The organism is Streptomyces sp. NPDC005551 (assembly GCF_042871785.1).
Taxonomy (GTDB): Bacteria; Actinomycetota; Actinomycetes; order Streptomycetales; family Streptomycetaceae; genus Streptomyces.
The window spans coordinates 1-26,068 of record NZ_JBIAJE010000013.1 but is presented as its reverse complement, the minus strand read 5'-3'; the positions used below and the strand labels follow the sequence as shown (position 1 = coordinate 26,068).

Annotated in this window: 21 protein-coding genes and 2 pseudogenes; 15 read left to right on the top strand and 8 right to left on the bottom strand. The window is 70.8% G+C overall.

Features of this window, described 5'->3' with window-relative positions; genetic code table 11:
* Positions 1–94: 94 nt before the first annotated feature.
* The 5 genes from ACFYP4_RS30435 to ACFYP4_RS30415 form a co-directional block, all read right to left on the bottom strand.
* Positions 95–847, bottom strand: a complete 753-nt coding sequence (locus ACFYP4_RS30435) for an amino acid ABC transporter ATP-binding protein (protein WP_358851958.1) — start codon at positions 845–847, stop codon at positions 95–97.
* Positions 844–1,743, bottom strand: a complete 900-nt coding sequence (locus tag ACFYP4_RS30430) for an amino acid ABC transporter permease (protein ID WP_388789767.1) — start codon at positions 1,741–1,743, stop codon at positions 844–846. The genes ACFYP4_RS30435 and ACFYP4_RS30430 overlap by 4 nt, the downstream gene beginning before the upstream one ends.
* A complete protein-coding gene (locus ACFYP4_RS30425; protein WP_388789764.1) occupies positions 1,740–2,624 on the bottom strand; it encodes an ABC transporter substrate-binding protein in 885 nt (294 codons plus the stop codon). The genes ACFYP4_RS30430 and ACFYP4_RS30425 overlap by 4 nt, the downstream gene beginning before the upstream one ends.
* Positions 2,625–3,011: 387 nt before the next feature.
* Positions 3,012–3,668: an MBL fold metallo-hydrolase gene (locus ACFYP4_RS30420; RefSeq protein ID WP_358851955.1), complete on the bottom strand. Its 657-nt coding sequence runs from the start codon at positions 3,666–3,668 to the stop codon at positions 3,012–3,014.
* Between the two features lie 9 nt (positions 3,669–3,677).
* Positions 3,678–4,367: a maleylpyruvate isomerase family mycothiol-dependent enzyme gene (locus ACFYP4_RS30415; protein WP_358851954.1), complete on the bottom strand. Its 690-nt coding sequence runs from the start codon at positions 4,365–4,367 to the stop codon at positions 3,678–3,680.
* Positions 4,368–4,598: 231 nt separating this feature from the next.
* On the opposite strand from ACFYP4_RS30415, the gene uvrA reads away from it, so the two are divergent.
* Positions 4,599–7,652, top strand: a complete 3,054-nt coding sequence (gene uvrA / locus ACFYP4_RS30410; protein ID WP_388789759.1) for an excinuclease ABC subunit UvrA — start codon at positions 4,599–4,601, stop codon at positions 7,650–7,652.
* Positions 7,653–7,817: 165 nt separating this feature from the next.
* Here the strand turns inward: uvrA and ACFYP4_RS30405 are convergent, their stop codons facing one another.
* Positions 7,818–8,729: a carbohydrate kinase gene (locus ACFYP4_RS30405; protein ID WP_388789756.1), complete on the bottom strand. Its 912-nt coding sequence runs from the start codon at positions 8,727–8,729 to the stop codon at positions 7,818–7,820.
* Positions 8,710–10,092 carry a LacI family DNA-binding transcriptional regulator gene (locus tag ACFYP4_RS30400; protein WP_388789753.1) on the bottom strand — a complete coding sequence of 461 codons (1,383 nt, stop codon included), beginning with the start codon at positions 10,090–10,092 and terminating at the stop codon, positions 8,710–8,712. Before ACFYP4_RS30400 ends, ACFYP4_RS30405 begins: the two co-directional genes overlap by 20 nt.
* Before the next feature lie 285 nt (positions 10,093–10,377).
* On the opposite strand from ACFYP4_RS30400, the gene ACFYP4_RS30395 reads away from it, so the two are divergent.
* A complete protein-coding gene (locus tag ACFYP4_RS30395) occupies positions 10,378–10,806 on the top strand; it encodes a Rieske 2Fe-2S domain-containing protein (RefSeq protein ID WP_388789750.1) in 429 nt (142 codons plus the stop codon).
* A gap of 5 nt (positions 10,807–10,811) precedes the next feature.
* Here ACFYP4_RS30395 and ACFYP4_RS30390 read toward each other — a convergent pair whose 3' ends face one another.
* Complete coding sequence (locus ACFYP4_RS30390; protein WP_358855585.1) at positions 10,812–11,759, bottom strand: hypothetical protein; 948 nt, start codon at positions 11,757–11,759, stop codon at positions 10,812–10,814.
* A 230-nt stretch (positions 11,760–11,989) separates the two neighbouring features.
* Here ACFYP4_RS30390 and ACFYP4_RS30385 point away from each other — a divergent pair, with 230 nt between their 5' ends.
* The 13 genes and pseudogenes from ACFYP4_RS30385 to ACFYP4_RS30325 all read left to right on the top strand — a co-directional run.
* Entirely contained in the window at positions 11,990–12,415 is a 426-nt protein-coding gene (locus ACFYP4_RS30385; protein ID WP_388789747.1) for a hypothetical protein, read from the top strand.
* Between the two features lie 300 nt (positions 12,416–12,715).
* Positions 12,716–14,752, top strand: coding sequence for an excinuclease ABC subunit UvrC (gene uvrC / locus ACFYP4_RS30380; RefSeq protein ID WP_358855587.1), 2,037 nt, complete (start codon positions 12,716–12,718; stop codon positions 14,750–14,752).
* Complete coding sequence (gene rapZ, locus ACFYP4_RS30375) at positions 14,749–15,789, top strand: RNase adapter RapZ (RefSeq protein ID WP_358855588.1); 1,041 nt, start codon at positions 14,749–14,751, stop codon at positions 15,787–15,789. The genes uvrC and rapZ overlap by 4 nt, the downstream gene beginning before the upstream one ends.
* Positions 15,786–16,829 carry a uridine diphosphate-N-acetylglucosamine-binding protein YvcK gene (gene yvcK, locus ACFYP4_RS30370; protein ID WP_358855589.1) on the top strand — a complete coding sequence of 348 codons (1,044 nt, stop codon included), beginning with the start codon at positions 15,786–15,788 and terminating at the stop codon, positions 16,827–16,829. The genes rapZ and yvcK overlap by 4 nt, the downstream gene beginning before the upstream one ends.
* Entirely contained in the window at positions 16,820–17,809 is a 990-nt protein-coding gene (gene whiA, locus ACFYP4_RS30365; protein ID WP_358855590.1) for a DNA-binding protein WhiA, read from the top strand. The genes yvcK and whiA overlap by 10 nt, the downstream gene beginning before the upstream one ends.
* A 172-nt stretch (positions 17,810–17,981) precedes the next feature.
* Positions 17,982–20,936, top strand: a complete 2,955-nt coding sequence (locus tag ACFYP4_RS30360; RefSeq protein WP_358855591.1) for a M14 family zinc carboxypeptidase — start codon at positions 17,982–17,984, stop codon at positions 20,934–20,936.
* A 226-nt stretch (positions 20,937–21,162) separates the two neighbouring features.
* Complete coding sequence (gene gap, locus ACFYP4_RS30355; RefSeq protein WP_358855592.1) at positions 21,163–22,173, top strand: type I glyceraldehyde-3-phosphate dehydrogenase; 1,011 nt, start codon at positions 21,163–21,165, stop codon at positions 22,171–22,173.
* Positions 22,174–22,301: 128 nt separating this feature from the next.
* Positions 22,302–23,513, top strand: a complete 1,212-nt coding sequence (locus ACFYP4_RS30350) for a phosphoglycerate kinase (RefSeq protein ID WP_388789741.1) — start codon at positions 22,302–22,304, stop codon at positions 23,511–23,513.
* 5 nt (positions 23,514–23,518) lie between these two features.
* Entirely contained in the window at positions 23,519–24,295 is a 777-nt protein-coding gene (tpiA, locus tag ACFYP4_RS30345) for a triose-phosphate isomerase (protein ID WP_358855594.1), read from the top strand.
* Between the two features lie 103 nt (positions 24,296–24,398).
* The gene (gene secG, locus ACFYP4_RS30340; RefSeq protein ID WP_358855595.1) at positions 24,399–24,629 is read left to right on the top strand and encodes a preprotein translocase subunit SecG; all 231 of its coding nucleotides are present in this window, start codon (positions 24,399–24,401) and stop codon (positions 24,627–24,629) included.
* 236 nt (positions 24,630–24,865) lie between these two features.
* Positions 24,866–25,201 (top strand): RNA polymerase-binding protein RbpA, encoded by a 336-nt coding sequence (locus tag ACFYP4_RS30335; protein ID WP_079083975.1) that lies wholly within the window; start codon positions 24,866–24,868, stop codon positions 25,199–25,201.
* Between the two features lie 198 nt (positions 25,202–25,399).
* Positions 25,400–25,645 (top strand): annotated as a pseudogene (locus tag ACFYP4_RS30330) (MFS transporter); the annotation flags it as partial.
* A gap of 70 nt (positions 25,646–25,715) precedes the next feature.
* A pseudogene (locus ACFYP4_RS30325) lies at positions 25,716–26,068 on the top strand (glucose-6-phosphate isomerase); the annotation flags it as partial.

Below are 26,068 nucleotides of genomic sequence, written 5' to 3'. Positions count from 1 at the left end.
TCGTGGGCGACCGTGGGCGAGACGGAGGCTGACACCCCCGGCCCGCTCGGGCCGGGGTCGGGGGAGGGCCCACCGGAGCCGGAGGCCCCCGGCCTCAAAGCCGGCCCGCCTCCACGATCCGGCGCAGAAACCGCTGGGTCCGCTCCCGCTGCGGGGCACCGAAGACCTCGTCGGCCGTGCCGCGTTCCAGGATCACGCCGCCGTCGAGGAAACAGACCTGGTCGGCGACCTCACGGGCGAAGCCCATCTCGTGCGTCGCCAGCACCATGGTCATGCCGTCGTCCTTCAAGTCCCGCACGACGGCGAGCACCTCACCCACGAGTTCCGGGTCGAGGGCGGCGGTGATCTCGTCGAGCAGCAGCAGCCGGGGGCGTACGGCCAGCGCGCGGACGATCGCGGCCCGCTGCTGCTGACCACCGCTCAGCCGGTCCGGGTACTCGTCCGCCTTCGCGCCGAGCCCCAGCCGGTCGAGCAGCTCACGGGCGTGTTCCTCGGCCTGTGAGCTGCTCACCCCGTGCACGCGGCGCGGGGCGAGCGTGACGTTCTCCAGGACGGTCATGTGCGGGAAGAGGTTGTACGCCTGGAAGACGACACCGATCCGGCGGCGTACCGCGTCCTGGTCGGTACGGGGGTCGGTGATCTCCTCGCCGTCCAGCCAGATGGCGCCGTCGTCGATCTCCTCCAGGAGGTTCGCGCAGCGCAGCAGAGTCGACTTGCCCGACCCGGAGGTGCCGATCAGCGCGGTCACCGTGTGCGGAGCGACCTCCAGGTCGACGTCCCGCAGGACGACGGACGCGCCGAAGGTCTTGCGGACGGACTCCATGCGAAGGACGGGGGAGCTGCTCATAGGGATCCTCCTTGCGCGCGCCGGCGGTCCATCCGCGCGGTGACCCAGTCCGTGAGGCGGGTCATGGGGATGGTCAGCGCGACGAAGACCAGGCCGGCGACGATGTACGGCGTGTAGTTGAGACTGCGGCCCACGATGATGTCGGCGGCGCGCACCGCGTCGACCGCCCCGCCGATCGACACGAGGCCGGTGTCCTTCTGGAGCGACACCAGGTCGTTGAGCAGGGGAGGCACCTGACGGCGTACGGCCTGGGGCAGCACCACGTGGCGCAGCGTCTGCCGGTTGGTCAGACCGAGCGAGCGGGCCGCGGCACGCTGCGAGGGGTGGACGGACTCGATGCCGGCGCGGAACACCTCGGCCACGTACGCCGAGTACGTCAGCGTGAGTGCCGTGCCGCCCAGCAGCACGGGGTCCACCGTCACGCCCTGCAGACGCAGCGCGGGGACGCCCAGCACCACGATCATCAGGTTGATGATCAGGGGGAGGCCGCGGAAGAAATCGGTGTAGGCGGCGGCCAGCGCGCGCACGGGGAAGAACACCGGACCGCGCAGCGTGCGGGCCACGGCGATCAGCATGCCGAGCACGAGGACCGCGGCGCCGCAGACGAGCAGGAGGCGGACGTTGAGCCAGAGCCCTTCCAGGACCTTGGGGAGCGCCTCGCGCGCGTACTGCGCGTTGAAGAAGGTCTCCTGGGTGCGCGGCCAGCCGGGAGCACTGACGACCACGAAGTACAGGACGACACCGGTGACGAGGGTGGAGACCGCGGCGATCGCCGTCGCGCGGCGGGTGCGGGCGCGCTTGTGGCGCTCCCGCTCGATCCGCCGCCGCGAGGGCACGTACGTCTCGCGCGGTTCCTCACCGGAGCTGTCGCCGGACACCTCCTTGGTAACCGTCACTTGAGGACCGGGGCGTCGACGGCGTCGGACAGCCACTGCTTCTCGATCTTCGCGAGTGTGCCGTCCTCGCGGAGGGCGTCGACGGCGTCCGTCACGCACGGGGTCAGCGCGCTGCCCTTGTCGAGGACGAGCCCGAACTGCTCCGGCGTACCGCCCTGGTTCTCGAACTGGCCGACGATCTTCGCGTCCGTCACCTCGGCCGCCGTGATGTAGAAGGCGGTCGGCAGGTCGGTGACGATGGCGTCGACCTGGCCGTTCTTGAGTGCGGACTTGGCCTGGTCGTTCTTCGCGTACGCGGCGGGCTGTCGCGTCGGCCGCACCACGTCGTCGATGTAGTTCAGGCTGGTGGTGCCGACCTGTGCGCCGAGCTTCAGGCCCTTGAGGCCGTCGAGGTTCTTCGCCCGGGCGGCCTTGGACCCCTTGAGCGCGATGACGGCCTGGCGGACGTCGTAGTACCCGGACGAGAAGTCCACGGCCTTCTTGCGTTCGGCACTGATCGACACCTGGTTGATGTCGAGGTCGAAGGTCTTCTCACCGGGTGCGAAGGCCTTGTTGAAGGGGACAATCTGCCAGACGACGTCGCCCTTGCCGTAACCGAGCCGCTGCGCGACCGCGTAGGCGACGGCCGACTCGAAGCCCTTGCCGTTCGCCGGCTTGCCGTCCTTGAACCAGGGTTCGTACGCAGGTTCGTCGGTGGCGATCGTCAGCTTTCCGGCGGTCTCGGTACGCAACTCGCCCCGGGCGCATGCCTTCGAGGCGCTCCCGGAGGCCTTGTCGTCCGTCTTGTCCTCCGGCTGCGGCGCACAGGCCGCGGCGGTGAAGAGCAGGGTGACGGTGGCGGCGGACGCGGCGCGGCGAAGGGCGCGTGGGGCGAGAGACATGGCGGGAGAGTGACAGCGCGGCGACCTGTCTGTCCAGGTCACGACAGGAATTGTCCGCATCGTGGGAACGGGTGTTGCATTCCTGTGAACGCCGCCCGGTCGGCAGGCACTCGGGGCCGGGCCGCCGGCCGGAGGCGGGGAAATCGAACGGCCGGCGGCCCCTTCCGCGCAGGCGCCGTCTCCTGTGCGGGGAGCTTCCAGTGGACTGCACCACTGCGCGCGCCGGGAGCGCGCGTGTGCCACCGGCGCGTGCGTTCGCTTCACACGGGGCGCGTGACGCACGCCCCCTCGGTGGCCGGCACCTAGGGCCTGTCGTTTGGCTCGGGTCGGTCAGGACGAACCGTCGGCCACAGCCGGCCTGATCCAAACGGCAGGCCCTGGCCCGCTTCACCAGCCGCGGGCGCGCCACTCCGGGAGGTGCGGACGCTCGGCGCCCAGCGTCGTGTCGTTGCCGTGTCCCGGGTAGACCCAGGTCTCGTCGGACAGCGGGGCGAAGATCTTCGCCTCCACGTCGTCGATGAGGGTGGTGAAGGCTTGCGGGTCCTTGCGCGTGTTGCCGACACCCCCCGGGAAGAGACAGTCACCCGTGAACACATGCGCGTGCCCGTGCGGATCGTCGTAGACGAGCGCGATCGAACCCGGCGTGTGACCCACCAGGTGGCGTGCGGTGAGTTCCACGTTCCCCACCCGGATCGCGTCGCCGTCGTCGACCAGGACGTCGGTCGGCACCGGGATGCCCTCGGCGTCGTCCCGGCCCGCGTAGGTGCGCGCTCCGGTGGCCGCCACGACCTCCGCGAGCGCCTGCCAGTGGTCGCCGTGCTGATGCGTGGTGACGACGGACGCGATCCCGTCGTCACCGATCAGCGTGAGCAGCGTCGAGGCGTCGTTCGCCGCGTCGATCAGCAACTGCTCGCCGGTCGCCCGGCAGCGCAGCAGATAAGCGTTGTTGTCCATGGGGCCGACCGCGACCTTGGAGATCATCAGGTCCGGCAGCTCGTGCACGTCGGCGGGTCCGCCGACCGTCACCGCTCCGCTGTACGTCATGGCGGCAGCCTATAGCGGGGGCAGGGCGGGAAGCGGGCCGCCGTCGACGGTCAGGTCCGTCCCCTCGCGGCGTCCCGACAGCCAGCCGAGCAGCGCGGGCGCGGGGCCGGTCACGGTGACCTCCGGGGTGCCCTGCGGGTCCCGTCCGGTGCACCACGCGCGCGTGGAGTCCGTCACCCGGGTGGAGGGCACGTCGGGATGCCCGGCGAAACGGTCGGCGAGGAACTCGATCTCCCGCGCCACGAACTCCTCCGGAAGATCCTCGAGCTCGTACCCGATGCCGAGGTCCACGTGATGCAGTTCCACCTCCACCCAGCGCCGGAAGGGCACCCGGGACGCGGAGTCCTTGACACCGTTGCGCAGCTCCACCGTGCGGGACCAGTCCGCGGGTGCGGCCCCGGCCTCCTGGAACCGGGCCGCGCTTTCGCGCACGTTCGTGAGCTGCTGGGCCAGGGGACGTGGGGCGTCCCGCTCGATGTCCGCGTCCCGGGCGTCCCCGGACACGTACATCGGGCGCCCGGCGAGGACGTTCACGAGCGCGTCCGCGTTGCGGGCGAGGTGGGCGAGGACATGGCCGCGGCTCCAGCCGGGCAGCCGTGACGACTCCGTCACTGCGGCGTTGTCCAGTCGGGCGGCTGCGCTGAGGAGCCGTTCGGTCGCGTCACGTACTGACGCCAGGTCGCGCACATGATCGTTCATGGATCCGACGATAGCGGCGCCACACCTTCGGGTGAAGGTGCTCGACCGCGCCCGTGAATCGCCGTGAATCGAATGTGCGTGCTATAAGGTCGAGCGTGGCGTCGGGCATGCTGGATGGTCCGGGATTGTTACCAACCATGGGATCCGACCGGCGTTGTCAGTGGCTCCCCCTAGTCTGAAGAAGACGGGGCCTCGCCCCTGTCACTTCTCTCAAGAAAGGTGCGGACCGGCGTGGCCGACCGTCTCATCGTCCGTGGAGCGCGCGAGCACAATCTGAAGAATGTCTCGCTCGACCTCCCGCGCGACTCGCTCATCGTCTTCACGGGCCTGTCGGGGTCGGGCAAGTCCTCCCTCGCCTTCGACACCATCTTCGCCGAGGGCCAGCGCAGGTACGTGGAGTCCCTCTCGTCGTACGCCCGGCAGTTCCTCGGTCAGATGGACAAGCCGGACGTCGACTTCATCGAGGGCCTGTCCCCGGCCGTCTCCATCGACCAGAAGTCGACCTCGCGCAACCCGCGCTCGACGGTCGGCACCATCACCGAGGTCTACGACTACCTGCGGCTGCTCTTCGCGCGCATCGGCAAGCCGCACTGTCCCGAGTGCGGCCGTCCGATCTCCCGCCAGTCGCCGCAGGCCATCGTCGACAAGGTCCTGGAGCTGCCGGAGGGGAGCCGCTTCCAGGTGCTGTCGCCCCTGGTGCGCGAGCGCAAGGGTGAGTTCGTCGACCTCTTCGCCGATCTCCAGACCAAGGGGTACAGCCGCGCCCGGGTCGACGGCGAGACGATCCAGCTCACCGAGCCGCCCACGCTCAAGAAGCAGGAGAAGCACACCATCGAGGTGGTCGTCGACCGCCTCACGGTGAAGGACGGCGCCAAGCGCCGCCTCACCGACTCCGTGGAGACCGCGCTCGGCCTCTCCGGCGGCATGGTCGTCCTGGACTTCGTCGACCTCCCGGCCGACGACCCCGAGCGCGAGCGCATGTACTCGGAGCACCTGTACTGCCCGTACGACGACCTGTCGTTCGAGGAGCTGGAGCCCCGCTCCTTCTCCTTCAACTCCCCCTTCGGCGCCTGCCCCGAGTGCACCGGCATCGGTACGCGCATGGAGGTCGACCCCGAGCTGATCGTCCCGGACGAGGACAAGTCCCTCGACGAGGGAGCCATCCACCCCTGGTCGCACGGACACACCAAGGAGTACTTCGGACGTCTCGTCGGAGCCCTCGCGGACGCCCTCGGATTCCGGACCGACATGCCCTTCGCCGGTCTGCCGCAGCGCGCCAGGAAGGCCCTGCTCCACGGGCACAAGACCCAGATCGAGGTCCGCTACCGCAACCGCTACGGGCGCGAGCGGGTGTACACCACGCCCTTCGAGGGCGCCGTACCGTTCGTCAAGCGGCGGCACAGCGAGGCCGAGAGCGACGCCAGCCGGGAGCGCTTCGAGGGCTACATGCGCGAGGTGCCCTGCCCCACCTGTCACGGCACGCGCCTGAAGCCGATCGTCCTCGCGGTCACGGTCATGGAGAAGTCGATCGCGGAGGTCTCCGCGATGTCCATCAGCGACTGCGCGGACTTCCTCGGCAAGCTGAAGCTCAACGCCCGGGACAAGAAGATCGCCGAGCGCGTCCTGAAGGAGGTCAACGAACGGCTGCGCTTCCTGGTCGACGTCGGCCTCGACTACCTCTCGCTGAACCGCGCGGCCGGCACCCTCTCCGGCGGCGAGGCCCAGCGCATCCGCCTGGCGACACAGATCGGCTCCGGCCTGGTGGGCGTCCTGTACGTCCTGGACGAGCCGTCGATCGGCCTGCACCAGCGCGACAACCACCGGCTGATCGAGACGCTGGTCCGGCTGCGTGACATGGGCAACACGCTCATCGTCGTCGAGCACGACGAGGACACCATCAAGGTCGCGGACTGGGTGGTCGACATCGGCCCCGGCGCGGGCGAGCACGGCGGCAAGGTCGTGCACAGCGGTTCCCTGAAGGAACTGCTCGCCAACGACGACTCGGTCACCGGGCAGTACCTGTCGGGCAAGAGGCAGATCGCCCTTCCGGACGTCCGGCGGCCCACCGACCCGAGCCGCCGGCTCACGGTCCACGGCGCCCGGGAGAACAACCTCCGGGACATCGACGTGTCCTTCCCGCTCGGCGTGCTCACGGCCGTCACGGGCGTTTCGGGCTCCGGCAAGTCGACGCTGGTCAACGACATCCTGTACACACACCTCGCCCGCGAGCTCAACGGCGCACGCAACGTCCCGGGCCGGCACACACGCGTGGAGGGCGACGACCTCGTCGACAAGGTCGTGCACGTCGACCAGTCGCCCATCGGCCGTACGCCCCGGTCCAACCCGGCGACGTACACCGGAGTCTTCGACCACGTCCGCCGGCTGTTCGCCGAGACGACCGAGGCGAAGGTGCGGGGTTATCTGCCCGGCCGCTTCTCCTTCAACGTCAAGGGCGGCCGCTGCGAGAACTGCTCCGGCGACGGCACGATCAAGATCGAGATGAACTTCCTGCCCGACGTGTACGTCCCGTGCGAGGTCTGCCACGGGGCGCGCTACAACCGGGAGACCCTGGACGTCCACTACAAGGGCAAGTCCATCGCCGAGGTCCTCGACATGCCGATCGAGGAGGCCATGGACTTCTTCGAGGCCGTACCGGCGATCTCCCGCCACCTCAGGACGCTCAACGACGTCGGCCTCGGCTACGTCCGGCTCGGCCAGTCCGCGCCGACGCTGTCCGGCGGTGAGGCGCAGCGCGTCAAGCTCGCCAGCGAGCTGCAGAAGCGGTCCACGGGCCGCACGGTGTACGTGCTGGACGAGCCGACCACCGGTCTGCACTTCGAGGACATCAGCAAGCTGATCAAGGTGCTCTCGGGCCTGGTGGACAAGGGCAACACGGTCATCGTCATCGAGCACAACCTCGATGTCGTCAAGACCGCCGACTGGGTCGTCGACATGGGCCCCGAGGGCGGCAGCGGCGGTGGCCTGGTCATCGCGGAGGGCACGCCGGAAGAGGTCGCCGGAGTCCCGGCCAGCCACACCGGCAAGTTCCTCCGCGAGATCCTCGGCGCCGACCGGATCAGCGACGGCACGTCGGTGAAGGCTCCGCGCAAGGCCACGGCCAAGAAGACGGTCGCTGCCGGGTCACCGGCCCGCAAGACGGCGACCAGGGCCGTAAGCGGCACGGCCGCCAAGAAGACCGCCGCGGCCACGAAGAAGACGGCGGCGAAGAAGACGGCCACGAAGGCGGCCCCCGCGAAGAAGACCACGCGGACCCGCAAGGCCTGACCGCGGACAGGCGCCCGCACCGGGCCTGAGATGTCGTCAGGCCCGCACCGGGCCTGACGCGCCGCCAGAGGCCGCGGCGCCCCACGGGACTCCCCGTGGGGCGCCGCGGCGTTGCCGGGAGTTCAAGCGTGTCGCGGTCCGGGCGCCCGGACCCCCGTCGCGGGCCTACGCGTCACCCAGCTCGGAGGCGTAGGGCGGCTGCGCGCCCGCGCGGGAGCAGGTGACGGCCGCCGCGCGGGCCGCGAACGTCAGCAGTTCCGTCCAGTCGCCCGGGCCGAGACCGGCCAGGGCCTCGGGCGACAGAGCGCCCCGGGCGGCGAGGCCGTGCAGCAGCGCCGCGTTCACCGTGTCACCGGCGCCGATCGTGTCCACGACCTCGACCGGTTCGCCGGGCACCGAGTGCGCCGCACCGTCGCGGGTGAAGACGGTCAGGCCGGCCCCGCCCCGTGTGACCACGACGGCGGCGGGGCCCGCGGCCAGCCACTCGGCCGGGGTGCCGCCGAGCCACTCCCCGTCCTCCGCGGACAGCTTGAGCAACGAGACCGAGGGCAGCCAGCTCCTGAACCGGGCCCGGTAGGCGTCCGCGTCGGGGATCAGCCCCGCCCGGACGTTCGGGTCGAGCGCGGTGAACACGCCGCGCGCGGCGGCGGCCCGCATCAGTTCCTCGTAGGCGCTCGCGCCCGGCTCCAGGACGAGCGAGCAGGTACCGAAGGACACCGCGGCCGTCGCGTCCGGGAGACGGTCGGGTACGGAGAACAGGCGGTCGGCCGTGCCCTCGACGTAGAAGGAGTACGCGGCCGAGCCGTCCGCGCCGACCGAGGCGACGGCCAGCGTCGTGGGCTCCGCGCCGCGCTGCACCGACGACACGTCCACACCCGCCTCGCGCAATCCGTCCAGCAGCGCCTCTCCGAAGGTGTCGGACGAGACGCGGGAACAGAAGGCGGTGGGAGAGCCGAGGCGGCCGAGGGCCACCGCCGTGTTGTACGGTCCGCCGCCGAGACGGGGCGACAGGTCCACGAGCGCCCCCGCGCCCTGCGGCACCAGATCGATCAGAGCCTCACCGGCGACGACGATCACGACGCGGTCCTTTCTGACGGTGGTCGGAGCGCCCGGAGCGCTCGGAAGGGTCATTGCGTCCTGAGCGGTCCGTGCGGCCGGCACGCTCCGGACGTGCCGGATGGCCGGGACCGTCGGCGCCCACGGAACCGGAACCGAGAGGGTCGGGGCCGCCAGATCCGCCGGAGCCAGATTCGTCGGATCCGCCGGAGCCAGAATCGGCGGATCCGCCGGGGCCGGATGCGTCGGATCCGCCGGGGCCATCCGTGGCCCGGCGGTCCACGGTGCCCGTACGGCTCCCGGAGGCCCGGCGCTCCTCGGGGCAGCCGCACGAGGTGCGGTGGACGAAGGCGCACGGCAGCCGCACGGTGCGGCCCGGGCGGTCCGGCGAGGCCAGCCGTTCCAGGAGCAGCCGGACGGCCTGGGCCCCCATCTCCCTGCTGGGCTGGGAGACCGCGGTCAGCCGGGGCGAGAAGAGGTCCGCCCACGCGAAGTCGTCGAAGCAGCACAGCGCCAGGTCGTCCGGCACGGACAGACCGAGGTCGCGTACGGCACGCAGCGCGCCGATGGTCATCGCGTTGTTCCCGGTGACCAGAGCCGTGGGAGGCGCGGCGAGGGCGAGCAGCGCACCCGTCGCGTGCTCCGCCGCCCGCGACTGCGAGTCACCGTGCACCACGAGCCGCTCGTCGTACGGCAGTCCCGCCCCAGCCAGTCCGTGCCGGTAGCCGGAGATCCGCTCGCCCGTGGTGCTGAGGCCGGGCAGACCCGCGACCAGTCCGATGCGCTTGTGGCCGAGTCCGGCAAGGTGGGTGACCAGTCGTGCCATCGGCTCGGCGTTCTCGGCGCTGATCTGGTCGAAGCGGTACGGGTGGGTCGGCGATCCGCCGTCACCTGGCGCGCGGACGCCTCCGGCACGTGTCTTCCTCTCCCACGTGTCGTCGATCAGGCGGTCCAGGAACACCGCCGGAACGGCATGCCGTCCCAGGTAGTCCACAAGTCCCCGGGGGTCGGCCGAGGGGGCGACGATGAGACCGTCGACCCGCCGCTCGTGCAGGAGCCGCACGACCTTCCGCTCGTGCTCGGGATCGTCGTGCGGATCGGCGATGAGCAGGCTGTACCCGTGCTCCAGCGCCCCGGCCTCCACACCCTGGAGGATCTCCGTGAAGTACGGGTTGCTGATCGCCGAGACCGCGAGCCCGATCGACCGGGTGCGCGCGGTGACCAGCGAGCGGGCCAGCGTGTTGGGCGTGTAGCCGAGCGCCTCGATGGCGTCGAGGACGGCCTGACGGGTGTGGGGGCGCACCGGCCGCGAGTCGTTCAGGACGTGCGAGACGGTCGCGATCGACACCCCCGCGTGTCGCGCCACGTCCACCATCGTCGCCACGGCGCTCCCTTTCATCACGCGGCTCTCGGCCCGGTCCTCGCGGGAACCTATCCCATCCAGGCGGCGACGTAAACGCTTACGCAAGCGTTTACGCCAGCCTGCGCAAACGTTTGCGTAAGCGTTTACGCCCCCGGTCCACGGACGTCCGCGCCCTCGCGCCCGCGCCCGCGCCCGCGCTCGCTCACGCCCGTCCGCCGCGCCGCGTCCCGGCCGGAGCGGAGTGCTCCGCCCCGGTATCGTCGGTGCGCCACACCCCTCACATACCGTCCGACCAGGGGAGACCTCATGCCCGGCCGACCGTCCGCGAGCCGCCGTACCGTCCTGCGAGGGGCCGCAGCGACGCCCGTCGCGGGGCTCGGCCTCGCCGCCTGTTCGTCGGGGGACGACACGGGTGCGGTGCCGCCGACGCCCACCGCATCCGTGGAGCTCGGCGCGGAGAACGAGATCCCCAAGGGGAGCGCCAAGCTGTACCGGGACCACAACGTGGTGGTCAGCCACGCCGAGGACGGTTCCCTGAAGGCGTACAGCACGATCTGTACGCACGCCGGGTGCCCCATCAACAAGCTGGCGGGGACGACCCTCATGTGTCCCTGTCACGGCAGTGAGTTCGACGCGACGACGGGCAAGGTGCTGCACCTGCCGGCCACCGAGCCGCTCAACGAACTGCCCGTGGAGGTCAGGAACGGGAAGATCGTCACGGGCCCGCCGGCCTGACGGTGTCAGTCCCAGTCCCAGGCGATCCCCACGATGCCTGACCGTACCCGCGGCTCGACCAGATGCACCGAGCGGTGCTGCCCGCTCAGCGTCAACTCCTGGCGGCCGGCGCGCGGTGCCGCCGCGGAGTGCTGGGTGAACCGGTGGCAGCGCGTGGGCAGCGCCCGTTCGTCGAACCGGACCTGGAGCGCGTACTGGCCGCCCGCGAAGCCGAACCCGCGGAGGTACTCGCTGGACGCGCCGGCCGTGCCGTCGTCGAATCCGTAGCGGAAGAGGAACGTGTCACCGGCGCGCAGCCGGGTGTCGAAGAGGAGCTCGGCCACGAGGACTCCGGTGTCATGGTGCCAGCGCACCCGGCCCGTGCGGCAGTTCTCCATGGCGTGCACCGCCATCCGGTTCGGGGCGCAGCCCGGGTCGCCGTGGTGGATGGCCACATACCGGTCCACGCCGTCCTGGTGGGCGCGCACGATGTGCTGCGACTCGCGGCCCCGGAGTTCGCGGTGCGCGCCGATGCGTACCCGCTCGTGGTGGCCGATGGTGTGCAGTCCGCCGTCGAGCGGGGACTCCAGTTCGGCGAGCAGGCGTTCAAGGACACCGGAGGCTTCCACCAGGGCGCGGTACGAGCGGCTCGCGGGGCGTTCCGGGCCCGGCCGGTCCCCGCTGTTCGCGAGCAGTCTGATCAGCGACTCGTCCGGCAGCTGGAGGATCTCCTCCAGGGCGCGTACCGCACGCAGCGACTCGGGACGCTGTGGCCGCCGGGCGCCCTGCTGCCAGTAACTGAGGCTCGTCACCCCGACCTTGACCCCGTGGCGTGACAGGTGGTGCTGCACGCGCTGCAGGGGCAGCCCACGAGCGGCTATCGCGGCGCGCAGCGCGATATGGAAGGGGCCGCCCCGCAGGGCCGTCTCCAGCTCCGCCGGGGCGAGGTCCACGTGCTCTGTGCCGTGCCGCATGCGCGGGCCTTTCTGTGAATGTTCACAAACGGCTGGTCAGACCGTTCGCGCGGGTTCCGGAGGCCGCCTGGTGGGCGTGCGGGGGATGGTTCACACCCGTACGGCGCTGTTCACGGCCCCAAGTTGCACCGCATTGAAGCGTGTTGACCAAGTCCCGACAACACCTGATGCTCAACCGCAGTGTCCGACGCGGTCCGCTCAGCTCCTCGAACCCCACTCGGGAGGACGCGATGCGCCTCAGAAGGCTCATCGTCCCCGTGGTCGCCCCGGTGTTCGTCCTGGCGGCCGTCTGCGCCGGACCGACCTCTGCCGCCGGACCGACCTCTGCCGCCGGACCGACCTCTGCCGCCGGACCCACACCGGCCGCCAGGGCGTCGGTCGACGCGGCACCCGCCGTCCTGGCCGCCCCGGTCCCTTCCGCCGACCCGGCGCCCCGGACCTCCGCCAGGAGGGCGACCCCCGCACCCGCTCCCGACCCTGAGCCCCCCGAGACGGGGGGCGCCGGGGGCGCCGGGGACGCCGGGGAAACCCGGGAGACGGAAGAGGGGAACGGGACCGGCCTGACCGTCGCCGTCGTCTCGGCGCTGGCCGGCGGCGGCGCTCTCCTGGCCCTCGTGCTGAGTGCCGCACGGGCCCTGCGGCGCGGCAGCGGCTAGCTGTATTGATCACGACCGCTGTCGACACCAGCCGGTCCGACGTCCGGTCCGATGTCCGGACCGGGCGGACGGCTCGCGCCGACGGCTGGGCCGGCCGCTCCTCAGGTGGCCGGCCCAAGGGGCCAGGAGGCCGGGGGAGCGCCCAGGCGCCGGCCATGGGTCGGACCCTTGCTCGCCCGGCGCCGTCGCGTCCTCCCAGGCCGGCCGGGGTGGCCCGGCGGGAGCGTGCCCGGCGGGGTTGTCCACAGGCGCGGCCGGGACCCCGGCACGCTGTCACCCCTCGCCAGTAGGGTGTGAGACATGGCCGACCCCTCCAGCTACCGCCCCAAGCCGGGAGAGATCCCGGACACACCCGGGGTCTACAAATTCCGCGACGAGCACCGCCGGGTGATCTACGTCGGAAAGGCGAAGAGCCTGCGCCAGCGCCTGAACAGTTACTTCCAGGACCTGGCGGGACTCCACCCGCGCACCCGCACGATGGTCACCACGGCCGCGTCCGTGGAGTGGACCGTGGTGTCCACGGAAGTCGAGGCGCTGCAGCTGGAGTACTCCTGGATCAAGGAGTTCGACCCCCGGTTCAACGTCAAGTACCGCGACGACAAGAGCTACCCCTACCTCGCGGTGACCATGAACGAGGAATTCCCCCGCGTTCAGGTGATGCGTGGCCAGAAGCGCAAGGGCGTGCGCTACTTCGGGCCGTACGGACACGCGTGGGCCATCCGTGACACCGTCGACCTGCTGCTGCGCGTCTTCCCCGTGCGCACGTGCTCTGCGGGCGTCTTCAAGAACGCCGCCCGCACCGGCCGCCCCTGCCTCCTCGGCTACATCGGCAAGTGTTCCGCCCCGTGCGTCGGCCGGGTCTCGCCCGACGAGCACGGCGAACTGGCCGATGAGTTCTGCGACTTCATGGCCGGCCGTACGGGCACGTACATCCGCCGCCTCGAGCAGCAGATGGCCGCCGCCGCCGAGGAGATGGAGTACGAGCGGGCGGCCCGCCTGCGCGACGACATCGGGGCCCTGAAGAAGGCCATGGAGAAGAACGCGGTCGTGCTCGCCGACGCGACCGACGCCGACCTGATGGCCGTCGCGGAGGACGAGCTGGAAGCCGCCGTGCAGATCTTCCACGTCCGCGGCGGCCGGGTGCGCGGCCAGCGCGGCTGGGTCACCGACAAGGTGGAGGCCGTCACCACCGGTGACCTCGTCGAGCACGCGCTCCAGCAGCTGTACGGCGAGGAGACCGGCGACTCCGTGCCCAAGGAAGTCCTCGTCCCGGCTCTCCCGGACCTCGTGGAGTCGGTCCAGGAGTGGCTCACCGCCCGCCGCGGTTCGAACGTGTCGCTGCGCATCCCCCAGCGCGGGGACAAGAAGGCGCTCATGGAGACGGTGCAGCGCAACGCGCAGCAGTCGCTCGTGCTGCACAAGACGAAGCGCGCCTCCGACCTGACCACCCGCTCGCGCGCCCTGGAGGAGATCGCCGAGGCCCTCGACCTGGAGAGCGCGCCCCTGCGGATCGAGTGCTACGACATCTCGCACCTCCAGGGCGACGACGTGGTGGCCTCCATGGTCGTCTTCGAGGACGGACTCGCCCGCAAGAGCGAGTACCGGCGCTTCCAGATCAAGGGCTTCGAGGGACAGGACGACGTCCGGTCCATGCACGAGGTGATCAGCCGCCGGTTCAGGCGCTACCTCTCCGAGAAGGAGAAAACGGGCGAGTGGGCCGACGGCGGCGCCGAGCTCACCGAGGAGGACGGCCGCCCCAAGCGGTTCGCCTACCCGCCGCAGCTCATCGTCGTCGACGGCGGCCGGCCGCAGGTCGCCGCCGCCAAGCGGGCCCTGGACGAGCTCGGCATCGACGACATCGCCGTCTGCGGCCTCGCCAAGCGCCTGGAAGAGGTGTGGGTGCCCGCCGAGGACGATCCGGTGGTGCTCCCGCGCACCAGCGAGGGCCTCTATCTGCTCCAGCGCGTCCGCGACGAGGCCCACCGCTTCGCGATCACCTACCAGCGCGCCAAGCGGGCCAAGCGCTTCCGGGCGAGCCCACTGGACGACGTGCCGGGTCTGGGCGAGACCCGCAAGCAGGCGTTGATCAAGCACTTCGGTTCGGTGAAAAAGCTGCGATCCGCGACAATCGACCAGATCTGTGAAGTCCCCGGCATAGGCCGTAAGACCGCCGAGGCGATCGCCGTGGCCTTCGCGCAGGCGGCTCCGGCCGCACCCGCCGTCAACACGGCGACCGGAGAGATCATGGAAGAAGAGGAACCCGGGACGACCGCGGGTTCCTCGGGGGAGCCCGTGTCCGCAGGCTCCTCGGACGAGCGACGGGGGCAGGAGAGATGACCGGACACCACGCTGAGGAAGAACGCCCGGCACAGGGCCGTGACACGCACAAGGAAGCAGGCGAGGACCACCCGGAGCTCGCGGCGGACCAGGACGCCGCGGGCCAGGAACCGGCAGCCGGGGGAGACGGAGCACAGGTGAGTACGGGCATCGAGAAGGCCGGGGTCCCGGAGGTGGCCATCCCCGAGCTGGTGATCATCTCCGGCATGTCCGGAGCGGGCAGGTCGACGGCCGCCAAGTGTCTGGAGGACCTCGGCTGGTTCGTCGTCGACAACCTGCCGCCGGCACTGATCCCCACCATGGTGGAGCTCGGCGCCCGCTCCCAGGGCAACGTCGCGAGGATCGCGGTCGTCGTCGACGTCCGCGGCCGGCGCTTCTTCGACAACCTGCGCGAGTCGCTCGCCGACCTGGCGGCGCGGCACGTCACCCGGCGCATCGTCTTCCTGGAGTCCTCGGACGAGGCGCTCGTGCGCCGGTTCGAATCCGTGCGCCGCCCGCATCCCCTCCAGGGTGACGGCCGGATCGTCGACGGCATCGCCGCCGAGCGCGAACTGCTGCGCGAGCTGCGCGGCGACGCCGACCTGGTGATCGACACCTCCAGCCTGAACGTGCACGAGCTGCGCGCCAAGATGGACGCCCAGTTCGCCGGCGAGGAGGAGCCCGAGCTGCGGGCCACCGTCATGTCCTTCGGTTTCAAGTACGGCCTGCCGGTCGACGCCGACCTGGTCGTGGACATGCGCTTCCTGCCCAACCCGCACTGGGTCCCGGAGCTGCGCCCCTTCACCGGCCTCAACGAGGAGGTCGCCAATTACGTTCTCAACCAGCCCGGTGCCAAGGAGTTCCTCGACCGCTACACCGAGCTGCTCCAGCTCATCGCCGCCGGATACCGGCGCGAGGGCAAGCGGTACGTGACCATCGCGGTCGGCTGCACCGGCGGCAAGCACCGCTCGGTCGCCACGTCCGAGAGGCTCGCCGCCAGGCTGGCGTCCGAGGGAGTGGAGACGGTCGTCGTCCACCGGGACATGGGCCGCGAATGACCGGAAGTGCACTGCGGCTGGCCAGGCTGCGCCGGTCCACGCCCGAGGGCCGCGGCGGCAAGGCGCGCCGCCGGGGCGCCCAGCCCAAGGTCGTCGCCCTCGGCGGCGGCATGGGTCTGTCCGCCTCGCTGGCCGCGCTGCGCCGGATCACCGGCGACCTCACCGCCGTCGTCACGGTGGCCGACGACGGCGGCTCCAGCGGGCGCCTGCGCGACGAGCTGGGCGTCCTCCCGCCCGGTGACCTGCGCAAGGCGCTGGCCGCGCTGTGCGGCGACGACGACTGGGGGCAGACCTGGGCCCGCGTCATCCAGCACCGCTTCCAGTCCAAGGGCGACCTGCACGAGCACGCGGTCGGCAACCTGCTGATCGTCGCCCTGTGGGAGCAGCTCGGCGACCACGTCCAGGCCCTGGACCTGGTGGGCAGGCTCCTCGGCGCGCAGGGCCGTGTCCTGCCCATGTCCGCGGTGCCCCTGGAGCTCCAGGCCCTGGTCAAGGGCCACGACCCGGCCCGGCCCGACGACGTCGACACCGTCCGCGGCCAGGCCACCGTCGCTCTCACACCAGGCGAGGTGCAGTCCGTGCACGTCGTGCCGCACGGCCCGCCCGCCGTCCCCGAGGCCGTGGCGGCGGTCCTCGACGCGGACTGGGTGGTCCTCGGCCCGGGCTCCTGGTTCTCCTCCGTGATCCCGCATCTGCTGGTGCCGGGCCTGCTCGACGCGCTGACGCAGACGAAGGCGCGCCGGGTGCTCTCCCTGAACCTGGTCCCGCAGCCCGGAGAAACCGATGGCTTCTCCCCGCAGCGTCATTTGGAGGTTTTGGGACGACACGCCCCTAAACTCGCCCTGGACGTGGTGCTGGCCGACGAGGCCGCCGTGCCCGACCGCGACTCACTGACCGATGCCGCCAAGCGGTTCGGCGCCGCGGTCGAGCTGGCGCCGGTGGCCCGGACCGACGGCACTCCGCGGCACGACCCGGAGCTGTTGGCCGCCGCGTACGACCGTATTTTTCGGATGCATGGAAGGATCGGCCCATGGCGATGACGGCAGCGGTGAAGGACGAGATCTCCCGGCTTCCCGTCACCCGGACCTGCTGCAGAAAGGCGGAGGTCTCCGCCATTCTGCGGTTCGCGGGCGGCCTTCACCTGGTGAGCGGCCGGATCGTGATCGAGGCGGAGCTGGACACCGCGATGGCGGCACGCCGGCTGAAGCGGGACATCCTGGAGATCTTCGGCCACAGTTCCGAACTGATCGTGATGGCGCCCGGCGGGCTGCGCCGCGGCTCGCGCTACGTCGTACGCGTCGTCGCGGGCGGTGACCAGCTGGCCCGTCAGACGGGGCTCGTCGACGGCCGCGGCCGTCCGATCCGGGGGCTGCCCCCGCAGGTGGTCTCGGGGGCCACCTGCGACGCGGAGGCGGCCTGGCGCGGCGCGTTCCTCGCGCACGGTTCGCTCACCGAGCCGGGGCGCTCCTCCTCCCTCGAAGTGACCTGCCCGGGCCCGGAGGCCGCACTCGCGCTGGTCGGCGCGGCCCGCCGGCTGTCGATCGGGGCGAAGGCCCGCGAGGTCCGCGGCGTGGACCGCGTGGTCGTCCGCGACGGCGACGCCATCGGGGCGCTGCTCACCCGTCTGGGCGCCCACGAGTCGGTGCTGGCCTGGGAGGAGCGCCGGATGCGCCGCGAGGTCCGAGCCACGGCCAACCGGCTCGCCAACTTCGACGACGCCAACCTGCGCCGCTCGGCCCGCGCCGCCGTCGCCGCCGGGGCCCGCGTGCAGCGTGCCCTGGAGATCCTCGGCGAGGAGGTCCCCGAGCACCTCGCCGCCGCCGGCCGGCTGCGCATGGAGCACAAGCAGGCCTCCCTCGAGGAGCTGGGCGCGCTCGCCGACCCGCCGCTGACCAAGGACGCCGTCGCCGGGCGGATCCGCCGGCTGCTCGCCATGGCCGACAAGCGGGCCCAGGACCTGGGCATCCCGAGCACGGAGTCCAACCTCACCGAGGAGATGGCCGACAACCTCGTGGGCTGACGCGCCATGGCCGGTCCCGGCCGCGCGCACAAAGACCAACACGCCGGTGCCGACGCCCACTTGGGTGATCGGCACCGGCGTTTCCCGATGCTGACGCACCCTTGACTTGATGCTCGGGTGTCATGAGCCTGGCTCTGTCCGCCGCCGTGGCGGACCAGTGCAAAGGGGACTCATGAGACGAAGAGCGAGAGCGATCCTCGCTGCGAGCGCGCTCCTGCTGGGTGGCGCGGGTCTGGCCCCGGCCGCCCAGGCGCAGGACGGCAGTTCACCCGAGCCGGACGCGAACGCCGTCAAGGTGTTCCGCGCCGAGGTCACGAAGCAGCAGGTACCCCTGCTGCTCGCGGCCGGACAGGACGGCCACGAACTCGGCGAACAGGCGCCGGACAAGGGGACCGCGACGGTCGAGGTCTACCTCACCGACAAGCAGGCGCAGAAGCTGGAGAAGCAGGGCGTCGCACTCACCGAGCACACGCTCTCGGCCAGGGCCGAGGCGCGGGTGACGGCGGCGGGCGACGGCGTGTTCCGCCCGTACAGCGGCAAGGGGAATCTCCAGGAGGAGATCCTCAGGGCCAGCCAGGAACATCCCGGGCTCGCCAAGGCCGTGTCCATCGGCAAGACCGTCAAGGGCCAGGACATCCTCGCGCTCAAGCTGACCAGGGGCGCCAGGAAGACGAAGGACGGCGCCAAGCCGTCCGTGCTGTACATGTCCAACCAGCACGCGCGCGAGTGGATCACGCCGGAGATGACCCGGCGTCTGATGCACTACTACCTGGACAACTACTCCACGGACAAGCGAGTCAAGAAGCTCGTCGACTCCACCGAGCTGTGGTTCGTCCTGTCCGCCAACCCCGACGGGTACGACTTCACGTTCGACGCCGACGGCGACCGGCAGTGGCGCAAGAACCTCCGGGACGTGAACGGCGACGGTGCCATCACCACCGGCGACGGCGTCGACCTCAACCGCAACTTCGCCTACAAGTGGGGCTACGACGACGAGGGCTCGTCCCCGAACCCCACCAGCCAGACCTACCGCGGCGCGAGCCCGGGCTCCGAGCCCGAGACCAAGGCCCTGGACGCCTTCGAGAAGCGCATCGGCTTCACGTACGGCATCAACTACCACTCCGCCGCCGAGCTGCTCCTGTACGGGGTGGGCTGGCAGGTGGCGACGCCGAGCCCGGACGACGTGATCTACAAGGCGCTCGCCGGCACCCCCGAGAACTCGGCGATCGAGGGCTACCACCCGCAGGTCTCCTCGGAGCTCTACACCACCAATGGCGAGGCGGACGGCCACGCCTCCAACGTCAACGGCATGGGGATGTTCACCCCCGAGATGTCGACCTGCCAGACCGCGTCGGACCTCGACCCGAACGACGCCTGGAACGCGGCCGACTGCGCCTCCGTCTTCACCTTCCCCGACGACGAGAAGCTGATCGAGCAGGAGTTCCGCAAGAACGTCCCGTTCGCGCTCTCCGTCGCCGAGACCGCCGCGCACCCCGACCGGCCGTCCTCCTCGGTCGGCATCGACGCACCCGACTTCACCCCCGCGGCCTTCCCGGTCTCGTACGCGCGCGGCGCCGACCAGGAGGTCTCCGTCGTCGCCCGCAGGTCCGTCCGCGACAAGGAGCTCAAGTACCGCGTCAACGGCGGCCGTACGCACGACATGGCACTGCGGCCCTGGAAGGGCGGCGAGACCTTCGGCGGCGAGGACAACCTGTACTTCGACGAGTACCGCGCCAAGGTCAAGGACGGCGACACGGGCGACAAGGTCGAGATCTGGTTCACCGGTGAGACCAGGAGCGGCAGGCCCACCTCCAGCACCCGCTTCACCTACACCGTGGCCGAGCGGCCGCGGGCCGGCACCCTCGTGGTGGCGGAGGAGGGCGCGGCCGCGACCCAGGCGCAGAAGTACGTCGACGCACTGAAGGCCAACGGGCGCAAGGCGCTCGTGTGGGACGTCGCCACCCAGGGCGCCCCCGACGCCCTCGGTGTCCTCGGCCACTTCGGCACGGTCGTCCACTACACGGGCGCCGGCCGGCCCGGCAACGCCACCCAGCTCCAGCTGCGCGCCTTCCTCAACGAGGGCGGCAGGCTGATCGAGGCGGGCGAGCAGGCCGGCGGCAGCGTCGACCTCGGCGGCGGCACCCTCTCGAACGACTTCAGCCAGTACTACCTGGGCGCCTACTCGCGGACGTCGACGCCGGGCGCCACCGGCTTCGACGGCTCCGGGAAGCTCGCGGGCTTCACGGGCCCGCTCGCCGACGCGCCCGGCAACCCGCTGAACGCGGCGGGCACCTACGGCGTCACCTCGGACACGCTGCCCGTCGACACGTACCCGCAGTTCGCGAGCGCGGGAGCGGGGCAGTTCGCCGGGACGGTCAACCCGTACGGGCCGTACGCGGGCTCCTTCATGGCTGCCGCCGTCCACACCGACGACGCCTACAAGCGGCTCACCCGCACGATCGACCTCACCGGGGTGAGCGCGGCCGACAAGCCGGCGCTGCGCACCCGGCTCCTGTGGGACACCGAGTCCGGCTACGACCACGCGGTGCTCGAGGCCCACACCACCGGGGCGGACGACTGGACCACGCTCCCCGACGCGGGCGGCGCCACCAGCACGGCCGTGCCGGCGGAGTGCGAGGCCGGCTATCTGATCAGGGAGCACCCGGCCCTCAGGCGCTATCTGACCCCGGGCGCCACGGCGTGCGCCAACACGGGCACCACCGGCGCGTGGAACAGCTTCACGGGCGCCTCGGACGGCTGGCAGCAGGTCGACTTCGACCTGAGCGCTTACGCGGGCAAGTCCGTGGAGGTCTCGCTGAGCTACATCAGCGACCCGAGCAGCGGCGGCCACGGGCTGCTCGCCGACGACGCCTCGCTCGTCGTCGGGGGCACGGTCACCGGCACCGAGGGCTTCGAGACGTCACTCGGCGCCTGGAGCGTCCCCGGACCGCCGGCGGGCAGCCCCGCCGTCCTCAAGGACTGGGCACGCGCCGGAACGCTGTTCCGCACCTACGGAGGTGTCACCACGGACGACACCGTGCTGCTGGGCTTCGGCCTGGAGCACGTCACCGCGGCGGCCGACCGTGCGGCGCTGATCGGGAAGGCGCTCGCGGCACTGCGTCCCTGACTCCGCCGCGTCAACGGCGCGTGACATCGGGTGATCAGAACCGGTGAGCGGATCTCCGGACCGGGGCGGTCCGTACCCCTACTGGCGGGTACGGACCGCCCTGCCGTGTATGGGCCGTCTCGATGTCACTCCGGAGGCATCAGGGAGGTAGGGTCGTAGGCGGTCGGGGACATCCCATACAGCTCGCCGGATTCGAACCCGGCGTACCAACGAGGAGATCGGTTTCGTGACGATCCGCGTAGGCATCAACGGCTTTGGCCGCATCGGTCGTAACTACTTCCGCGCGCTGCTGGAGCAGGGTGCAGACATCGAGATCGTGGCTGTCAACGACCTGGGTGACACCGCGACCACCGCTCACCTGCTCAAGTACGACACCATCCTGGGCCGTCTCAAGGCCGAGGTGTCGCACACCGCCGACACGATCACCGTCGACGGCAAGACCATTAAGGTGCTCTCCGAGCGCAACCCCGCCGACATCCCGTGGGGCGACCTCGGGGTCGACATCGTCATCGAGTCGACCGGCATCTTCACCAAGAAGGCCGACGCCGAGAAGCACATCGCGGGCGGCGCCAAGAAGGTCCTCATCTCGGCTCCGGCCAAGGACGAGGACATCACGATCGTGATGGGCGTCAACCAGGACAAGTACGACGCGGCCAACCACCACGTCATCTCCAACGCCTCCTGCACCACCAACTGTGTGGCGCCGATGGCCAAGGTCCTCGACGAGAACTTCGGCATCGTCAAGGGCCTGATGACGACGGTCCACGCGTACACGAACGACCAGCGCATCCTGGACTTCCCGCACTCGGACCTGCGCCGCGCCCGCGCCGCCGCCGAGAACATCATCCCGACCACGACGGGCGCCGCCAAGGCCACCGCCCTGGTCCTGCCGCAGCTCAAGGGCAAGCTCGACGGCATCGCGATGCGCGTCCCGGTCCCGACCGGCTCGGCCACCGACCTGGTCGTGACGCTGCAGCGCGAGGTCACCAAGGACGAGGTCAACGCCGCGTTCAAGAAGGCCTCCGAGGACGGCGACCTCAAGGGCTTCCTGACCTACACCGAGGACCCGATCGTCTCCTCGGACATCGTCGGCGACCCGTCGTCCTGCACCTTCGACTCCTCCCTGACCATGGTCCAGGAGGGCAACTCGGTGAAGATCCTCGGCTGGTACGACAACGAGTGGGGCTACTCCAACCGCCTCGTCGACCTCACGGTCTTCGTCGGCGGCCAGCTCTAGGTCCCGTAGCAGGCATCTCGATGTAGGAGCAGGGCTCGGGCAGCGCAAGGCCGCGCTGCCCGGGCCCTCTCTCACGTACTGATCGATCAGCCCTCCGGCGATCTCACGAGCTTTCCAGGAGTCCCTTCATGAAGACGATCGACGAACTTCTCGCCGAAGGCGTGGACGGCAAGCGGGTCTTCGTCCGCGCCGACCTGAACGTGCCGCTGGCCGACGGCCGCATCACCGACGACGGCCGCATCCGCGCCGTCCTGCCCACCGTCAAGGCCCTCGCCGACGCGGGCGCCAAGGTGATCGTCGCCTCGCACCTGGGCCGCCCCAAGGGTGCCCCGGACCCGGCGTTCTCCCTGCTCCAGCCCGCCGAGCGCCTCGGTGAACTCCTCGGCGCCCCCGTGGCGTTCGCCCAGGACACCGTCGGCCCCGCCGCCCACGACGCGGTGAACGGCCTCCAGCCCGGCCGGGTCGCGGTCATCGAGAACCTGCGCTTCAACGCCGGCGAGACCTCCAAGGACGACGCCGAGCGGGCGGCCTTCGCCGACCAGCTCGCCGCCCTGGCCGACGTCTACGTGAGCGACGGCTTCGGCGCCGTGCACCGCAAGCACGCCTCCGTGTACGACCTCCCGGCGCGTCTGCCGCACTACGCGGGCCACCTCATCGCCACCGAGGTCGGCGTCCTGAAGAAGCTCACCGAGGACGTCAGGCGCCCCTACGTGGTCGCGCTCGGCGGCTCCAAGGTCTCCGACAAGCTCGACGTCATCGACCAGCTGCTCGGCAAGGCCGACAGGCTGCTCATCGGCGGCGGCATGGCCTTCACCTTCCTGAAGGCGAAGGGGTACGAGATCGGCGCCTCCCTCGTGCAGGAGGACCAGATCCCGGTCGTCACCGAGTACGTCGAGCGCGCGGAGAAGAACGGCGTCGAGCTGGTCGTCCCCGTCGACGTGGTGGTCGCGTCCGAGTTCCCGGACCTGAAGACCAAGGCCCCCTCCCACCCCACCACCGTCGCCGCGGACGCCATCCCGGCCGGCGGGATGGGTCTCGACATCGGTCCTGAGACCCGCAAGCTGTACGCCTCGAAGCTCGCCGACGCGGCCACCGTCTTCTGGAACGGCCCCATGGGCGTCTTCGAGCACCCCGACTACGCCGAGGGCACCAAGGCGGTCGCCCAGGCCCTTCTCGACTCCCCGGCCTTCACGGTCGTCGGCGGTGGCGACTCCGCCGCGGCCGTCCGCACCCTGGGCTTCGACGAGCAGGCATTCGGCCACATCTCGACCGGCGGCGGCGCCTCCCTCGAATACCTCGAGGGCAAGACGCTCCCCGGCCTCGCCGCACTGGAGGACTGACCCAAATGAGCACGCGCACGCCGCTGATGGCGGGCAACTGGAAGATGAACCTCAACCACCTCGAGGCCATCGCGCACGTCCAGAAACTCGCCTTCGCCCTGGCCGACAAGGACTACGAGGCCGTCGAGGTCGCCGTCCTGCCGCCCTTCACCGACCTGCGCTCCGTGCAGACCCTGGTCGACGGCGACAAGCTGAGGATCAAGTACGGCGCCCAGGACCTCTCGGCGCAGGACTCCGGTGCCTACACCGGTGAGATCTCCGGTGCGATGCTGTCCAAGCTCAAGTGCACGTACGTGGCGATCGGCCACTCCGAGCGCCGGCAGTACCACGACGAGACCGACGAGCAGTGCAACGCCAAGGTCAAGGCCGCCTACAAGCACGGCCTCACCCCGATCCTGTGCGTCGGCGAGGGTCTGGACGTCCGCAAGGCGGGCAACCAGGTGTCCCACACACTCGCGCAGGTCGACGGCGCCCTCAAGGACATCCCGGCCGAGCAGGCCGAGTCCATCGTGATCGCGTACGAGCCGGTCTGGGCGATCGGCACCGGCGAGGTCGCCACCCCCGAGGACGCCCAGGAGGTCTGCGGGGCGATCCGCGGCCGCCTCGCCGAGCTGTACTCGCAGGAGCTGGCCGACAAGGTCCGCATCCAGTACGGCGGCTCCGTGAAGTCCGGCAACGTCGCGGCGATCATGGCCCAGCCCGACGTGGACGGCGCTCTGATCGGCGGCGCGGCGCTGGACGCCGAGGAGTTCGTCAAGATCGTCCGGTTCCGCGACCAGTGAGTATGCGGTAGCGGCGTTACGTCGTACTCTTGCGGGGGTCCGGTGGCAAACCACCGGGCCCCCGTCGTCATCCAGATCCGAGAGAGTTGGTCCAGCCGTGGTTATGGGGTTCTCGATCGCCCTGATCGTCTTCAGCCTGCTGCTGATGCTGCTGGTGCTGATGCACAAGGGGAAGGGCGGCGGCCTCTCCGACATGTTCGGTGGCGGTATGCAGTCGTCCGTCGGTGGCTCCTCGGTCGCCGAGCGCAACCTCGACCGGATCACCGTGGTGATCGGTCTGCTCTGGTTCGCGTGCATCGTCGCGCTCGGCATCCTGATGAAGACCGGCAACTGATCACCGGCTGACATCGGTACGGCGCCGCGACAGCGCGGTACGCACGCACATTCCGCACGTAAGGCCCCATGTCCGGTACGCGCAGCCCAGCGCGGCCTATCATGGGGCTTGCGTCTAGGGGCGGGAAGGTAACTCCAATCACTGGACGCGCGTTGGGCCTTACGTAGACTGAGGCGCTCGCAGCGAAGCGTCACGCCGACTCGTTTCGCGGCACCATTACGCAGGGAGTTACGACCGTGGCAAGTGGCAACGCGATCCGAGGAAGCCGGGTCGGGGCGGGGCCGATGGGCGAGGCCGAGCGCGGCGAGTCCGCGCCACGGCTGCGCGTCTCCTTCTGGTGCTCCAACGGGCATGAGACGCAGCCGAGCTTCGCCAGCGACGCGCAGGTCCCCGACACCTGGGACTGCCCGCGCTGCGGCTTTCCCGCCGGACAGGACCAGGACAACCCGCCGGACCCGCCGCGCACCGAGCCGTACAAGACGCACCTCGCGTACGTACGGGAGCGGCGCAGCGACGCGGACGGCGAGGCGATCCTCGCCGAGGCGCTCGCCAAACTGCGGGGCGAGATCTAGGAGTTGACAGTCGGCCGGACACCAAAGGGTGCCCGGCCGGACGTGTCTCGTACGACCGTGCCACCCGCCCCACGGCCGATTGTCAGTTTCTGGCCACTGGGCGGAGCGAGCGCCGACCGGGTGGACCGGCGACGCCCGATGTGGACCGCGGATCTGGTGCGGAGCCTGCCGGTGGCGGCCTTCGCCGCGGCCGTCGCCGAGCGCAGTCCCGCCGACCTGCTCGGCCGTGTCAGCTCGGCGTTCCGGACCCTCGCCGCCGCCGGGGCACCTCTGGGAGCCCTGCTGGGCGGGGCCGTCGCGACGGTCCGGGGGCTCAACACCCCGGCCTTGCTCGCCGCCGTGTTCTTCGCGCTCTCCGTCACCGCTCTGATACCCGCGCTCAACCCGGACGTATCCGTTGTCCACCCCGACGACGGCGTCAGGACAGCTCGCGTCAAGCCCTGATCAATTAGGTTGGGACGGCAGCGGGGCAAGGTACGCGGCAGCACACGCAGGAAAGAGGCGGAAGTCCGAGATGAACGCAGAAAGCCGTACCAGGCTCAACCAGACACCCGAATGGACCGCTCTGGCCAAGAACCGTGAGGAGGCCGGCGAGACCTCCCTGCGGGAGCTGTTCGCGGCCGACCCCGGGCGCGGCTCCCGGTACACGCTGGAGGTCGGTGACCTGTACGTCGACTACTCCAAGCACCGGGTCACCGACGAGACGCTGCGCCTGCTGCGCGAGCTGGCCGCGGCGACCGGCGTGTTCGGCCTGCGGGACGCCATGTTCCGTGGGGAGAGGATCAACGTCACCGAGGACCGGGCGGTGCTGCACACCGCGTTGCGGGCCCCGCGGGACGCGGTGGTCGAGGTGGACGGGGAGAACGT

Bases quoted from the DNA above. Each gene is read 5' to 3' on its own strand.
- whiA (WP_358855590.1), top strand. From the start codon at position 16,820: ATGGCGATGACGGCAGCGGTGAAGGACGAGATCTCCCGGCTTCCCGTC.
- secG (WP_358855595.1), top strand. From the start codon at position 24,399: ATGGGGTTCTCGATCGCCCTGATCGTCTTCAGCCTGCTGCTGATGCTG.
- ACFYP4_RS30395 (WP_388789750.1), top strand. From the start codon at position 10,378: ATGCCCGGCCGACCGTCCGCGAGCCGCCGTACCGTCCTGCGAGGGGCC.
- uvrC (WP_358855587.1), top strand. From the start codon at position 12,716: ATGGCCGACCCCTCCAGCTACCGCCCCAAGCCGGGAGAGATCCCGGAC.
- yvcK (WP_358855589.1), top strand. From the start codon at position 15,786: ATGACCGGAAGTGCACTGCGGCTGGCCAGGCTGCGCCGGTCCACGCCC.
- ACFYP4_RS30350 (WP_388789741.1), top strand. From the start codon at position 22,302: ATGAAGACGATCGACGAACTTCTCGCCGAAGGCGTGGACGGCAAGCGG.
- tpiA (WP_358855594.1), top strand. From the start codon at position 23,519: ATGAGCACGCGCACGCCGCTGATGGCGGGCAACTGGAAGATGAACCTC.
- ACFYP4_RS30415 (WP_358851954.1), bottom strand. From the start codon at position 4,367: ATGAACGATCATGTGCGCGACCTGGCGTCAGTACGTGACGCGACCGAA.
- ACFYP4_RS30425 (WP_388789764.1), bottom strand. From the start codon at position 2,624: ATGTCTCTCGCCCCACGCGCCCTTCGCCGCGCCGCGTCCGCCGCCACC.
- ACFYP4_RS30435 (WP_358851958.1), bottom strand. From the start codon at position 847: ATGAGCAGCTCCCCCGTCCTTCGCATGGAGTCCGTCCGCAAGACCTTC.
- ACFYP4_RS30420 (WP_358851955.1), bottom strand. From the start codon at position 3,668: ATGACGTACAGCGGAGCGGTGACGGTCGGCGGACCCGCCGACGTGCAC.
- rapZ (WP_358855588.1), top strand. From the start codon at position 14,749: ATGACCGGACACCACGCTGAGGAAGAACGCCCGGCACAGGGCCGTGAC.
- ACFYP4_RS30385 (WP_388789747.1), top strand. From the start codon at position 11,990: ATGCGCCTCAGAAGGCTCATCGTCCCCGTGGTCGCCCCGGTGTTCGTC.
- ACFYP4_RS30390 (WP_358855585.1), bottom strand. From the start codon at position 11,759: ATGCGGCACGGCACAGAGCACGTGGACCTCGCCCCGGCGGAGCTGGAG.
- ACFYP4_RS30360 (WP_358855591.1), top strand. From the start codon at position 17,982: ATGAGACGAAGAGCGAGAGCGATCCTCGCTGCGAGCGCGCTCCTGCTG.